This window comes from Glutamicibacter sp. BW77 (assembly GCF_002332285.1).
Classification (GTDB): Bacteria; Actinomycetota; Actinomycetes; order Actinomycetales; family Micrococcaceae; genus Glutamicibacter; species Glutamicibacter bergerei.
On record NZ_NRGT01000057.1, the window covers coordinates 123,914 to 136,937 of the forward strand.

A 13,024-nucleotide genomic window follows, 5' to 3' on the forward strand; every position below is an offset into this window, starting at 1 on the left:
ATACTAGTCACATATTCTGCTCAGAACGACCCTCGACAAGCCATAACACGGTGCGCTTGGATGGAGTTATGGCTAAATTTGTGCTGTTTTTACGCGGAGTAAACGTCGGTGGGGTCAAAATTCTGATGAAAGATCTTGCTGCGCTGCTCAGCGATGCCGGATACAGCCAGGTAAAAACGGTGCTCGCCAGTGGCAATGCGATCCTAGAGGCCCCACACGATAATGCGTCGGTGCTTCGTGAGCAATGCGAAGCACTGTTGGCTCAACATTATTCTCGTGCGATTCCCTGTCTGGTATTCACCGCGGACGAGGTTCATGAGCTCGCTGAGGACTTCCCGGTGCAACTACCGGATGCCAATCATGAGTACCACCGGTACCTTAGCCTGTGCTCCAGTCAGGAAGATGCCCACCAGCTTCATCTTGCGGCGATGGCGCTGGATTCGGTACAGCAGACTGCCCTGCGCGGTCGAGCACTATGCTGGGTGAGTCCTAAAGGCCAAAGTCTTGACACTCCGGTAGCAAAATTGGTGGCCGCTGAGTCTCGCAAGTATCTGATCACCACTCGAAACCTGAATACCTTAGTAAAACTTTCGACAATTATTCGAGCACAGTAGTTCCGAGCATAATTAGCTCTGCTGTTTCCATTTCAACTCGCTGAGGGCCACTTCCATGCTCATTGTCTTCGATCTCGTTGGCATCTTCTTTTTTGCGGTCGCCGGATCGCTGATGGCTGCGCGCCGCGGTTTCGACATCCTCGGTTCGCTGTTCCTGGGCGGCGTCACCGGCTTAGGCGGCGGCGTGGTGCGCGACTTGATCCTCAACGAATCCCCCGCAACGTTTGCGCACCCGATATATTTTGCGCCCCCGGTACTCGCCGCATTATTGGTCTACGGTTTTACGCCGGCTATTCAAAAACTTCACCGTCTGGTGCTGGTCTTTGACGCGGCCGGATTAGGCCTGTTCTGTGTCACTGGCACCATGAAGGCACTACAACATAACTTCAACCCGGTGACTGCGGTACTGCTCGGAGTCATCTCCGGTGTCGGCGGTGGCCTCTTACGTGACGTAATTTCAAACGTCACCCCTGATTTGTTCAACCCACGCGATATCTACGCTATTGCCGCGATGTTCGGCGGCACGCTCACGGCAGTATTCTGGAGCCTGGAGATTTTCAACCCAGTGGTTGTGGTGGCTATTGCGACGCTCACCTTCGCCATCCGTCTGGCCTCGTTGAAGTTTGGCTGGCGGATTCCGCTGGCTGCCGGACATTGGTATCGCGCGAGTCCGAGTGCTCCCCCGCATGACGGGCCACAGCGACACTTCTAGGTATTGCTATTGAACGCGTTCTAGCCTGCCCTCGCCCTCGGCACCGGGAGCCGTGTCCTCGATGGTGCGTGGCGGGTTGATGATGATTGCGCCCACCAACATCACCACGATGCATACGCCTAACATCGAGAAGGCTACTCCCCAGGAGCCGCTGGCCTGCTGCACTATGCCAAAGAGCATCGGTACAACCGCTGCACCGGCGTAGCCTAAACCTTGAGCAAAACCGGAGAGTACCCCCGAACCGTAGGTGGTGCGCGAGCGCAGATTCATCATCAACAAGGCGATCGCAAAGGTTCCCTGCCCAAGCCCTGCCATGGAGACCCAGAACCAGGTTCCAGAGGTTGGTGAAAGGTAAATCCCTAAGTGGCCCACGATCCAGCAGGCGGTAAAAACACCCACTGCGATGATCGGGTTTTTTAAACGCGGGACCCACAGCGGAACCAGCAAGCTAACCGGAAGGCCAAGGATTGCGAACAGCGCCAGCATATTGCCACTGCTGGCTTCGCTGAGCCCCTGGGCGTGAAGATACGGGGGCAGCCAGGTGAAGTAGACGTAGGTCTGAGCGGAGTTACCCGCAAGGAAAATCGCCAGGCCCCAGGCCACCTTGGATTTCCATGGGTTGATCCGCACAATTTCGTGCCCACCCACCACTGGCAGTTGAGTCTCGGGGCGCTGCACACGGCGGTCAGCAAATAGCTGCATGATCCAGGGAATCAGCACGATGGAAGACAGTAGCGCCCAAGAACCGATGGACGTTTTCCAGCTTCCGATATTGGCGAAAGGAACCGAAAATTGCGGGGCCAGCCAGGTGCCGATGGCAATCATCGTGACGTATCCGCTGGTGACCACGCCGATACGATCCGGAAAGTACTTTTTGACCAACGGCGGCAGTACTACGTTGCCCATACCGTAACCGGCCAGAGTGACGATGGAAAGCGCCAAGAACGGGTAAACATTTGGCATAAATGGACGTGCCAACTGTCCAACCACGGCTAAGGCCACGGAGATAATGAGGGTTCGTTCTAAGCCCCACAACCGAATCAGCCGCGGGGTGAGCAGTCCGAAAACTGCAAAGGAAATGGGGGCCAGCATGGCCAGCAGGCCCGTGGTGAATTCGGTGAATTCGATGTCTTCTTGAATACGGGCCAATAATGGTGGCACCGAGACGACCGCCGCGCGCAACGACAACGCCATCAGCAGAATGCCAAGTAGCGCTCCGATACGACCTTTGAGTCGTTTATTTGCGCCATCTGTGGCCATGTGACACGTCCCTGCGAGATTATTCGTTGAGTTGCTTCAACTTTTTGAGTTGCGGAACTAAGTCTAGTAATTCTTGGAGCCGACCATCAAAAGTACTCTGATACCACGAGTCGGGCGTGGCTAAATGAGCATAGAGTCCTTCACCAATCAGGATCACTAAATGGGCTATCGACTGGTCACCAACCTCGTCCAAGATCAGCTGGAACCACCGCGAGTGCACGTCTTTTAACATCTCCGAGGCGCTGGAGACACCTGCTTGGGCAAGGCGTTGTACCGCCACTAAATGCCGGTCCAATTCGGTATCAACTTCTGCGGAGGTTTGCACGTAATAAACCGACGCACCTTCTGGCACTTCACTCATGCGGGCCAGGTCCAATTGAACATGCTCTTCGGTTGATTCGATCACCCCGACGGCCAGCGCCTCCTTTGAGGCGAAGTGATACAGCAGTCCACCCTTGGAGACTCCTGCTCGACTTGCCGTGGCTTCCAAGGTTGCGGCGCGTTCGCCTTCTTCGCAGAGCAGCGAAATATAGGCATCGAGGCATTTGTTGCGTGCCGCTGGTGGGCGAGCCATTGAACTCCTTCGTAGGACGGTGACGGATTTAACCTTACATTCATTAGTAACTGTACCAACCGGACGGTATAGTTATGAACGAGGAACAACTCATCCTCACTCAACACGCAATTTATAAAGGCCAATCCCATGAGCTCACAGATCACCGAACGCATCTCCACGCTGAGTCGTTCGCGCCGCTGGGCCGCTCTAGCAGTACTACTTTTTCCAGTACTCCTAGTCTCAGTGGACAACACCGTACTGTCATTCGCAGTTCCCGCTATCTCGGCTGCTTTGTCCCCGACCGGGGCGCAGCTGTTATGGATCATTGATATTTATCCATTGATCCTCGCGGGACTGCTAGTACCCATGGGATTTTTAGGTGACCGGATTGGCCGACGAAAAGTACTTTTGATTGGTGCCACCGGATTTGCACTCGTCTCCGCGCTAGCCGCCTTTGCTACCGACGCGTTCCAGCTCGTGTTGGCACGCGCACTCTTGGGCGTCTTCGGCGCCATGCTCATGCCTGCCACACTCTCGCTGATCCGCAATATCTTTCCTGACGCGAAAGAGCGCCGTACGGCGATTGCCATCTGGGCGAGCGCCTTTTCCGGCGGTGCCGTGCTCGGTCCTATCGTTGGCGGGATCTTACTGGAACACTTCTGGTGGGGTTCGGTCTTCCTACTAGCCGTCCCGATGCTACTTCCGCTGCTTGTTGGCGGACTCTTGCTCCTGCCCGAATCCAAGGATCCCAACCCCGGGCGTGTTGATCCATGGTCGATTGTCTTAGTGATCTTCACTCTGCTGCCATTTGTTTACGCGGTTAAATCCTTCACTACCGAACCTCTCTACATCGCGGTCGGTGCGTTGTCGTTGGCAATCGTCAGCGGAATTACCTTTGTACGCAGGCAACTGGTCTTAGCAAACCCGATGATTGACGTGCGACTCTTTTCGAATGGCGTGTTCTCCGGCGCGTTGACGGTGAACCTCATCGGAGTCTTCTCCCTGGTCGGTTTCATTTACTTTGTGTCCCAACACCTGCAACTGATCGCCGGATATAGTCCGCTTGAGGCGGGCCTGCTGATGACTCCCGGGCTCGTGCTGACCATGGCCTTCGGTTTACTCTCGGTGCCGCTGGCCGCACGCTTCGGCGCGCCGGGCATTATGGTCGGCGGTCTGCTTCTCTCTGCGCTTGCCTACGCTTTGGTGGTCTTTGCAGGATCTTCGGGAGATGTCTTCTGGCTCATGGTGGCGTTCTGCATCTTGGGTATCGGTGTTGGCATGTCCGAGACCTTGTCCAACGACATGGTGCTCAGTGCAGTGCCCGCGGCGAAGTCCGGGGCCGCCTCGGCGATCTCCGAGACCGCGTATGAGGTTGGTGCGGTGCTCGGCGTGGCCGTGCTCGGAACGATCCTCAATACCGTGTACGCGGCTCAATTGCGGGTGCCAGAGATCCTCACCGACGCTGAAGTCCACTTAGCTGGCGAAACTTTGAGCGGAGCACATCAAATTGCTCAGGGGTTACCAGCCAGCCAAGCACAAGAACTTTTGGCCTCCGCAGCCCACGCTTTTGACAATGGTGTGCTCATTACCTCGAGCATCGCTGCGGTCTTAGCGTTGGTCGCCGCAATCGTGGTAGCTCGAATCATCAAACCCGCTACTCGGTGAACGAATTAAGACACTTTTTGAAAATCTTGATTAATTAGGTCAAAGTTATTCAAAAGTTGCGAAACTCGACGTAGGCTAGGCAGTGTAGTTCCAAAGTAATTCGCGAAGAACCCTTTAGAAGTTTGTGAATGTCGATCCGCATGGTTGGCGCGAACCCCTTCTAGACGTGAAGTGAATGACTTGGCTGCTTCGTTAGATGGAGAAATTTCGGTTTCAAGGTCTCACGTGGATTACAACCAAGCTCACCGATAAGAAACGGTGAGGAACGTCTGAAAGGACCAAATAATATAATGGCAACCGGTATCGTCAAATGGTTTAACGCTGAAAAAGGCTTCGGATTCATCGCTCCAGACAGCGGAGATCCTGACGTCTTTGCTCACTTCTCCGCCATCCAGACCGAGGGCTTCCGCTCCTTGGAAGAGGGCCAGAAGGTTGAGTTCGAAGTAGTTGAGGGCCCTAAGGGTCTTCAGGCAGCGGACATCCGCGGACTCTAAAGTTCTACGGCGAATAGCCTACAGACTTTAGCGTTAACGTCGCCTCCCCAGAATCATCTGGGAAGGCGACGTTTTCACGTTAACCTTGATTCACGGAATACTCCCGCTATTAGCTGGGTTGTATCAGATGTGAAGCTTTCGATTCTTGATCTTGCCCCGGTTGCTCCTAACAGCACCATCTCCGACTCATTTAAATCATCGGTACGACTTGCGCAGCTTGCCGAACGCACCGGTTATGAACGTGTTTGGTACGCCGAACACCACAACATGCCAACCATCGCCTCCAGCGCGACCTCGCTACTAATCAGTCACGTAGCCCACCACACCGAAAAAATTCGCTTGGGCTCTGGCGGTGTGATGCTCCCGAACCACTCCCCCTTGGTGATCGCCGAACAATTTGGCACCTTGGCAGAGATCTTCGGAGATCGCATTGATCTAGGTCTGGGCCGTGCCCCGGGTACGGATATGACCACCTTGCGTGCGCTACGCCGCGAACCGTCGGCCTCCGATTCATTCCCACACGATGTGCTTGAGCTTCAGGCCTACTTGGCTGGCGAATCGCGGGTTCCAACGGTGCAGGCAATCCCTGGCGCCGGAACTAACGTTCCACTCTATATTTTGGGCTCATCTTTATTTGGCGCACAGCTCGCCGCGCAGTTTGGCTTGCCATATTCCTTCGCCTCGCACTTCGCCCCGGCGGCACTGCATCAGGCGATCAAGACCTACCGCGAGCAGTTCAAGCCGTCGGCTCAGCTGGCCGAACCGTATGTGATCGCCGGAGTGGGTGTGATCGCTGCGGATAGTGCAGCTGAAGCTCACGAACTGAAGGTGCAGGCCGAACGCCAACGTGTGTCATCCTTCTTAGGCCGTAACGCCAAGAAGGAATTCACCGAGGCAGAGCTCGATATGGTGATGACTACCCCGCAGGCCGAGCAGATCTTGGACATGATGCGCTACACAGCCATCGGTACCGGCGAACAGGTCGCCGAATATCTGCAGGAATTTGCGGTCAATGCTCAGGCTGACGAACTCATTACCGTGCATAGCCCGTTGCACGAAGAGGATCGCTTGAAGTCGGTCCAGCTCACCGCGGACTCCTGCCAGCTGGCTAGCGTGGGCTAATACTGACCCAACGCTTGCACGCGAACACTAACGCGATCACCAGCGTTAGTGTGAGCACACCTTCTACGCCGATATAGGCGTAGTGCCACAGTGATCCGCCATCGGAATTACCGGCCAGCACCGCATCGGTGCGTACCGAGAGTCCGGGGCGGATCACTGCCGCTTTAAGCAGCAACAAGAATCCAACAATTCCCACGATCCACCACCAGGCACGGTCCATGTGGCGTTTAAAGCTTCCTGCTAGCCAGCAGACAAAGAGTAATATTTCTACCGCGTTCATGGCGGTGAAGACTAATCGGCCAATTCCTAAGCCCAAGGGGATGGTGATTCCCGGCGCGGTGAACTTCAGCGGTGCTTCGATGAAGGAAATTCCAATAATCATTCCCAGCCATATTGCTGGAACGAGGATTCGGGCGGCAACCGCCCAGGTAGCGGCCCGTGAGGCCACCAAAGTTGTGGATGTACTCATACTTTCTAGGCTACGCCGAAATTTTTCGCTCGCGGACCAGTGAGGTTATTGACCAGCAGGTCAACACGAGGGCCAGTAATGCGCAGAGAATGCTGAAGACCAAAATGCTTAGCTCTTGGCCATAAACTCCCACGGCCCAACCCAACGCGATCACCGGCAGCGCGCTACCAAGGTAGGTCACCAGGTAGATTGTGGAAACGGTCTGGGCGTGGAGTGAAGCTGAGACGGCGTTGACCGCACCGCTAAATGCGGTCCTAAATGCCATGCCCTGGCCTAGCCCAATGAGCGCCAACGCGACGATAGCTGACCACAATGAACCGAGCTCGGCGGCGATCACTAGCCCGATGGTGCTGGCGGCCAGAATCACTAGCCCGACAGGCAATAGGTATTTTCCGCCGCGAATGACCACCTGCGACAGGGCCGAGACACCTAAGGGCAGGCCTGCGATGAGTCCGATCACCGGGAGCAATTCCAGGTCAAAGACCTGCGCGAAGTAGCCCGGTGCCAGCGACAACGCAAAACCGAAGACCGCAAAACTCAAGAATCCGACCAGTGCACCCATCCAGAATTTTGCGCGTGCCTCGGCCGGAATGCCTAGTCGCCGCGGAGCTAAGGCCCGGTGGCGGTCTCCGCGTTCAGCCATCGCGATGGCCGGGCGTGCCTTCAACGCGACCAACGGGATCAGGGTTGCTAAGAGCAGTATTGCTTGGACCGTAAACACGGTGTTGCGCCCGCCAGGCAGAAGCGCAAGCACACCACCAAGGACCGGGCCGAAGGCCACACCACCCGATGACGCAAGCAACGTGAAGCGTGAGGCCCATTCGGGCTTATGCGGCAGCAACTCACGCAATGCCGCGGCGCTGGCTCCGGTGGCTAGTGCCACGCCCGCTCCTTGCAGTCCACGTCCCAAACACAGTTCCCACAGGCTTGAGGCACTACCGAAGCTAATGGTTCCCACCAGCGAGACGATAATGGCCAGTACCAATGCGGCGCGGCGTCCGATGTGATCTGACCAGTGGCCCACGATGTAGAGGAAAAACATCAGTGAGCAGACGTAGCTGGCGAAGGCAATGGTGGTGCCCATGGCACCCAGCGCGAGGTCCTGCTGTAGCTGTGGGTACAGCGGCGTGGCAAGGTTTGCTCCGACCAGCAGGGTGAAACTAACCAGCACCGTAATGCCTAGCCGGGTATTAATCCCTGGATTCCACGAGCGCACGGTGGTTCGGGCCGGTTGCATGCGTAGTTCACTGATTACCGACATGTTTTCTCCGAAGCGGCGCGTGGTCCAAGGGATATCGCCAGGTTGTTGCATTAGAAAGTTTTTGCCGGTGGGGTTACTCGCTACCCCACCGGCTAGTTGAGCGATCTGTAAGAAAATGTCTACTGATCTAGACCGTTCACTCATAAATATCCGGCAAAGCGGGACAGCCAGTCGAAAAAGTTGTTAGAGTTTGAGCAAAATAGTCAAAATATTGGCCCACAGGGGTCTTAGGAGTGAGCAAATGGTGCGTTTGGATGACGTCGATCTGAAAATTCTGCTGGCGTTAATCCGTGACCCCAGAATTCAAATATCCGAACTTGCCGACGAAGTTGCGGTGGCACGAAACACCGCTCAATCGCGTTTACGCCGACTGCAACGCGCAGAGGTCTTGCGTGCCGGCGGCAGAGATGTAGACCTCTCCAAACTCGGCTATGACGTGCTGGCCTTCGTCACCCTGGAAGTTCTTCACCGCGAACTTGATACCGTGGTTACCTCACTGCGACAGATCCCTAACGTGCTAGAAATCCATGAAACCTCGGGCCGCGGTGATGTCTGGGTCAGGCTCATCGCCACCGACACCCATCAGTTGCAATCGGGGTTACGACAGATTCTGCGGATCAAGGGAGTGACCCGTTCCGAGACTACCTTCGCGCTGCACACCCACCTGGCGTACCGCACCTCTCCACTGCTGGAGCACTACGCCGAACACAATCACTGAAAGTGCTGAAAATACAAGTCTTTCCTTGAAACGGTTACCGGCCTAGGCTGTGATTACGAGATGTCACGAGGGATAACCCCGACTCTCGTCGGGTCCCTCGCAATTTGTGGAGGAGTACGCGATGACTAAGGATTTTGAACCAACCGACTTCAATCCGGAATATGGGAACGATATCTACGAACCAGATGACGGACGCGATTCCCAAGCCTATGAAGGCTCCAGCGATGCCCCCGAAACGATGCGCAACATCGATCCGCTCGCCACCCGCAGCTACCTGCTTGATGATGATCTGGAAACCGAAGCGCAACTGGATAATGAATTCACCGAGGAGTCCAACGACGACGAAGATGAGGACTAGCTCACTGACTAAGCATCTCTTAGGCTTCTGCGTTTAGAATTTAGAAGTGATCAATCCAGTCCATCTGCGTACCCTGCTCGAAGTGGTGGCGCATCGTTCCTTCGCCACGGCCGCAACCCGGTTGGGCTATACCGCCAGCGCCGTCTCCCAACAAATGACAGCCCTAGAACGCAGCACCGGAACAACATTGTTCTTACGCGGTGCCCGTTCAATTACGCCCACCCCCGGTGCGATGCGGATGGTGCGTCATGCCAAACGTGTCCTGACGGACCTCGACGCACTCATGGCAGACGTTGCCGCCATCTCCACAGACTCCAGCGAGCGTGAGGAAATCAAGCTAGGGATCTTCCCCTCGCTGGCCACTTACGCACTACCCAAGCTACTGACCTCCGAGGACTGGAACGCACTGGGAATCAACCTGCGCTTGTGGATTGGTGAACCCCAGCAGACCGTCGCCGGGCTTGGCAACGGTGGGGACCTGGATCTCGCGCTGATCTTCCAGGTGGGCCCCGGAGGGCTCAGCTGGCCCGCGTCCCTAGAGCGCGCGTGGCTCGGTGATGATCAGTTCCGTGTGGTCATTCCCGCCTCCTGGCCGATCGCCGACAACGCGCAGCTCACCGTGGACCAGCTGGCCGAATGGCCGTGGATCTTCCACCACCCCGGCACCTCCGATGCCACGTTGATTTCTCGGCTCTTCGCCTCCTACAACATCCACCCGCAAGTTGCCGCGTACTGCGACGACTTTAACGCCTCGCTAAGCTTGGTGTCCTCCGGGTTAGGCGCCGCACTGGTCCCGGATCTGGCGATGGCCCACGCTCCGGAAGGCATCCGTATTGTTGACGCCCCGGAAATTAGGTTGGCTCGCTCAATTTTTGCGCTGAAGCCCGAGAATTCGAAGAAGCCTAAGGTCGGCCTCGTTTTAGACCGGCTCACGCAGATCCTTTCCGACTAGGCTGGAAAGCGATCAGTGGGAGTTGCCAGCGAAAGGGCGATCGTGGAAGAGCTAGTAGTCGCGAAAGTGCACGGAGCCGTAGGGCACCTGCGGCTGAACCGTCCGAACAAAATTAATGCCCTGACCTTAGCCATGCTGCAAGAACTTCACCGGGTCCTGCACTTGTGGGCCGAGGATCCTAAAATTCAGCTGGTGCTGCTCACCGGTGACGGTGAGCGCGGATTCTGTGCCGGCGGCGATATCGCCGACTTCCATACGGCGCTGACCACCGGGAATCACGACGAATTTTTGGCGCTGCTTTCCTTAGAGTTCGACACCGACCACCTGATTTCGGTGTACCCCAAACCGTTGATCACCGTGGCTCATGGAATCACCATGGGCGGCGGCATTGGCTTAGCCAGCCACGCTCCGGTCCGGTTAGTGACCGCGCAGGCCACCATGGGAATGCCCGAAGCCCGCATTGGCTACACCCCCGATGTTGGCGGAAGCCACCTGCTGGCCAACGCGCCAGGTCACTTCGGCGAATACTTCGCCATGACCGCCGCCTCATTTGACGGTGCCGATGCGCTCTTCCTCGGTTTCGCCGACGTGGTCATCGGCGAACAGCTCGCCGATTCCATCTTTGACGAGCTCGATGACCTGGTTGGTCTGGGCGCCGCAGACATCGCCGCAACATTCGAGGTGCTGCATGCGGTCCCCGAGTCCCGCAAGCTCGAACTGGAACAAGGCTGGATCGATTATGCTTTTGGTGCTCCCACGCTGGAAGAGGTCTTAGAGCGTCTCGGCGCGCTGGTGCACCCCGCGGCACGCAAGGCGGCAGCCGCGATCAATGCAAATTCTCCAACCAGCGTGGCCGCCGCGTTCCATAGCGTGCGTGCGGCCCGCGCGGAGCAAAATCTGCGCGGTGCCTTGGACCGCGAACTACGTCTGGCCGGATACCTGATGCATCTGCCAGATCTGGCCGAAGGAATCCGTGCTCAAGTGATCGACAAGGACCGCAACCCGCAGTGGCGGCCAAGCACCCCGGCAGCGGTCAACGAGGCCGGGCTGCGCACGCTACTGGAGGACTAAGCGAATATCAGGACCCCGGCTTGCCCTCGGGCCGGGTCACGTCGTGCGGCAGCGGTTCGATCTTGATCGAATTTTTCGCATCGATGCGCGGAGCCTTAGTATCATCGTGCGGATCACTGACCCGGTCCACTCGTTTCAGTGCCACGCTATGCGGTTTACCATAACGGATTGCCGCGTGCTCCCCGAAGTGGTCCGCGTCTGCTTCTTCCCAGTCTTCCTTCCACGACGGTGGAGCATCGTTCAGTAGTTCTCCGGGTTCCAGCCAGTGGAACAGCGAGGCGTAGGAACGTGTGGACTGCAGATTCACGCGGCGCCGCAGCATCCGGGTGTTCAGCTGATCTGGGCTTTGAAGCCCCATGGAGGCCATGATCTGCGCCGCTTCGGACACCGTCAACCGGTGGTAGTTGTACACGCGGTGGCCCTTGTCTTCCACGTCAATGGCGCGTTGCAGGCGCTTATTCTGCGTGGCCACACCGACCGGGCAGTGGTTCGTATGGCATTTTTGCGCCTGGATGCAGCCGGTGGCCATCATCATGGAGCGCGCGGCAAAGGTGAAGTCTGCGCCCTGGATCATTCGCTTAACAATGTCCGAGCCGTTGGCCACCTTGCCGGCGGCCGCCAAACGGATCTCGGTGCGCAGCCCGGCCCCGACGAGCACGTTATGCACCAGCATCAGCCCTTCGGTCAGCGGGGTGCCCACATGGTCTTCGTATTCCAGCGGCGCGGCACCGGTGCCGCCTTCGGCGCCGTCCACGGTAATGAAGTCAACCAGCACACCGGTTTCGATCATGCCCTTGCAGATCGCCATGACATCGGTGCGTGAGCCTACGCAGAACTTGATTCCGATGGGTTTGCCCTGGGCCAGTTCACGCAACTGCGCCACAAAGCCCATCAGTTCCCGGGGAGTGGAGAATTCCGGGTGGCTTGCCGGAGAGATGCAGTCCTGGCCCATCGGGACCTGCCTGGCCTCGGAAATTTCTGCGGTGACCTTCGCCGCCGGGAGCACTCCGCCCAGCCCGGGTTTTGCCCCCTGGGACATCTTGATGGTGATGCCCTTAACCTGTGGGAGATTGGCCTTCTGCGCAAAGGTTTCGGCGTCAAAACGTCCCTCGGGGGTACGGCAGCCGAAGTATCCCGAACCAATTTCCCAGAACAGGTCCGCACCGTGTTCCAGATGGTATTTGGTTAATCCACCCTCGCCGGTTTCGTGGACGAAGTCCCCCATGGCCGCGCCCTTGTTCATCGCCAGCACCGCGTTTGCGGATAAGGAGCCAAAACTCATCGAGGAGATATTCAGCAAGGACATCTCATAGGGTTGGGTGCACTGGCTTGATCCGATGCGGACCCTATGCTGATCGGTAACCGGAGCCACCGGCGCGCTGGAATGCAGCAGGTACTCGTGGCCCACCTCATTGACCTGCAGCTCGGTGCCAAACGCCTTGTGGCTGTCGACGCCTTTAGCGCGGGCGTAGATCATCGAGCGGGTATCCCTGTTGTAGGGGGTGCCGTCGGTATTGCGTTCGATGAAGTACTGCTGGATTTCCGGGCGGATGAACTCAAAGAGGTATCGTGCATGGCCCAGAATCGGGAAGTTGCGTAAAATCGCATGCCGTTTCTGGGTGACGTCCCTGATCCCCACCGCCAACAGCACCACGGTCAGCGCCACCAGGATCCACCACACCCAGTTGCCCGATGTCCCTGCAAGCAGCGCGGTAAGCACAAACCCGGCCGCCAGCACGAACAAAAACAGAATCACGACTATTCGCATCATG

The 13,024-nt window shown here is 57.1% G+C and carries 14 protein-coding genes; 9 read left to right on the plus strand and 5 right to left on the minus strand.

Annotated elements, in window-relative coordinates:
* Window positions 1-68: 68 nt before the first annotated feature.
* Window positions 69-614 carry a DUF1697 domain-containing protein gene (locus CIK74_RS08920; RefSeq protein WP_170947813.1) on the plus strand — a complete coding sequence of 182 codons (546 nt, stop codon included), beginning with the start codon at window positions 69-71 and terminating at the stop codon, window positions 612-614.
* Window positions 615-669: 55 nt separating this feature from the next.
* On the plus strand, window positions 670-1,326 hold the full coding sequence (locus CIK74_RS08925; RefSeq protein ID WP_096255680.1) for a TRIC cation channel family protein: 657 nt from the start codon (window positions 670-672) through the stop codon (window positions 1,324-1,326).
* 6 nt (window positions 1,327-1,332) lie between these two features.
* Here CIK74_RS08925 and CIK74_RS08930 read toward each other — a convergent pair whose 3' ends face one another.
* On the minus strand, window positions 1,333-2,586 hold the full coding sequence (locus CIK74_RS08930; RefSeq protein ID WP_096255682.1) for an MFS transporter: 1,254 nt from the start codon (window positions 2,584-2,586) through the stop codon (window positions 1,333-1,335).
* Between the two features lie 19 nt (window positions 2,587-2,605).
* Complete coding sequence (locus tag CIK74_RS08935) at window positions 2,606-3,160, minus strand: TetR/AcrR family transcriptional regulator (RefSeq protein ID WP_096255684.1); 555 nt, start codon at window positions 3,158-3,160, stop codon at window positions 2,606-2,608.
* A 129-nt stretch (window positions 3,161-3,289) separates the two neighbouring features.
* Here CIK74_RS08935 and CIK74_RS08940 point away from each other — a divergent pair, with 129 nt between their 5' ends.
* The 3 genes from CIK74_RS08940 to CIK74_RS08950 all read left to right on the plus strand — a co-directional run bounded on the left by CIK74_RS08940 (window position 3,290) and on the right by CIK74_RS08950 (window position 6,423).
* Window positions 3,290-4,807: an MFS transporter gene (locus CIK74_RS08940; protein ID WP_096255685.1), complete on the plus strand. Its 1,518-nt coding sequence runs from the start codon at window positions 3,290-3,292 to the stop codon at window positions 4,805-4,807.
* A 290-nt stretch (window positions 4,808-5,097) separates the two neighbouring features.
* A complete protein-coding gene (locus CIK74_RS08945; protein WP_096255687.1) occupies window positions 5,098-5,301 on the plus strand; it encodes a cold-shock protein in 204 nt (67 codons plus the stop codon).
* 129 nt (window positions 5,302-5,430) lie between these two features.
* On the plus strand, window positions 5,431-6,423 hold the full coding sequence (locus CIK74_RS08950) for an LLM class flavin-dependent oxidoreductase (protein WP_096255689.1): 993 nt from the start codon (window positions 5,431-5,433) through the stop codon (window positions 6,421-6,423).
* On the opposite strand, the gene CIK74_RS08955 is transcribed toward CIK74_RS08950, so the two are convergent.
* Together CIK74_RS08955 and CIK74_RS08960 are read right to left on the minus strand one after the other, a co-directional pair.
* On the minus strand, window positions 6,410-6,892 hold the full coding sequence (locus tag CIK74_RS08955; RefSeq protein ID WP_096255691.1) for a hypothetical protein: 483 nt from the start codon (window positions 6,890-6,892) through the stop codon (window positions 6,410-6,412). The two genes, CIK74_RS08950 and CIK74_RS08955, sit on opposite strands and share 14 nt — an antisense overlap.
* A 10-nt stretch (window positions 6,893-6,902) precedes the next feature.
* The gene (locus CIK74_RS08960) at window positions 6,903-8,153 is read right to left on the minus strand and encodes an MFS transporter (protein WP_096255693.1); all 1,251 of its coding nucleotides are present in this window, start codon (window positions 8,151-8,153) and stop codon (window positions 6,903-6,905) included.
* Between the two features lie 241 nt (window positions 8,154-8,394).
* On the opposite strand from CIK74_RS08960, the gene CIK74_RS08965 reads away from it, so the two are divergent.
* The 4 genes from CIK74_RS08965 (at window position 8,395) to CIK74_RS08980 (ending at window position 11,252) form a co-directional block, all read left to right on the plus strand.
* Window positions 8,395-8,871 carry an Lrp/AsnC family transcriptional regulator gene (locus CIK74_RS08965; RefSeq protein WP_096255695.1) on the plus strand — a complete coding sequence of 159 codons (477 nt, stop codon included), beginning with the start codon at window positions 8,395-8,397 and terminating at the stop codon, window positions 8,869-8,871.
* A 121-nt stretch (window positions 8,872-8,992) separates the two neighbouring features.
* The gene (locus tag CIK74_RS08970; protein ID WP_096255697.1) at window positions 8,993-9,229 is read left to right on the plus strand and encodes a hypothetical protein; all 237 of its coding nucleotides are present in this window, start codon (window positions 8,993-8,995) and stop codon (window positions 9,227-9,229) included.
* A gap of 46 nt (window positions 9,230-9,275) precedes the next feature.
* Entirely contained in the window at window positions 9,276-10,181 is a 906-nt protein-coding gene (locus CIK74_RS08975; RefSeq protein ID WP_096255699.1) for a LysR family transcriptional regulator, read from the plus strand.
* 42 nt (window positions 10,182-10,223) lie between these two features.
* Entirely contained in the window at window positions 10,224-11,252 is a 1,029-nt protein-coding gene (locus CIK74_RS08980; RefSeq protein ID WP_240520504.1) for an enoyl-CoA hydratase/isomerase family protein, read from the plus strand.
* A gap of 7 nt (window positions 11,253-11,259) precedes the next feature.
* Here the strand turns inward: CIK74_RS08980 and CIK74_RS08985 are convergent, their stop codons facing one another.
* Window positions 11,260-13,023, minus strand: coding sequence for an FMN-binding glutamate synthase family protein (locus CIK74_RS08985; RefSeq protein WP_096255703.1), 1,764 nt, complete (start codon window positions 13,021-13,023; stop codon window positions 11,260-11,262).
* Window position 13,024: the final 1 nt, after the last annotated feature.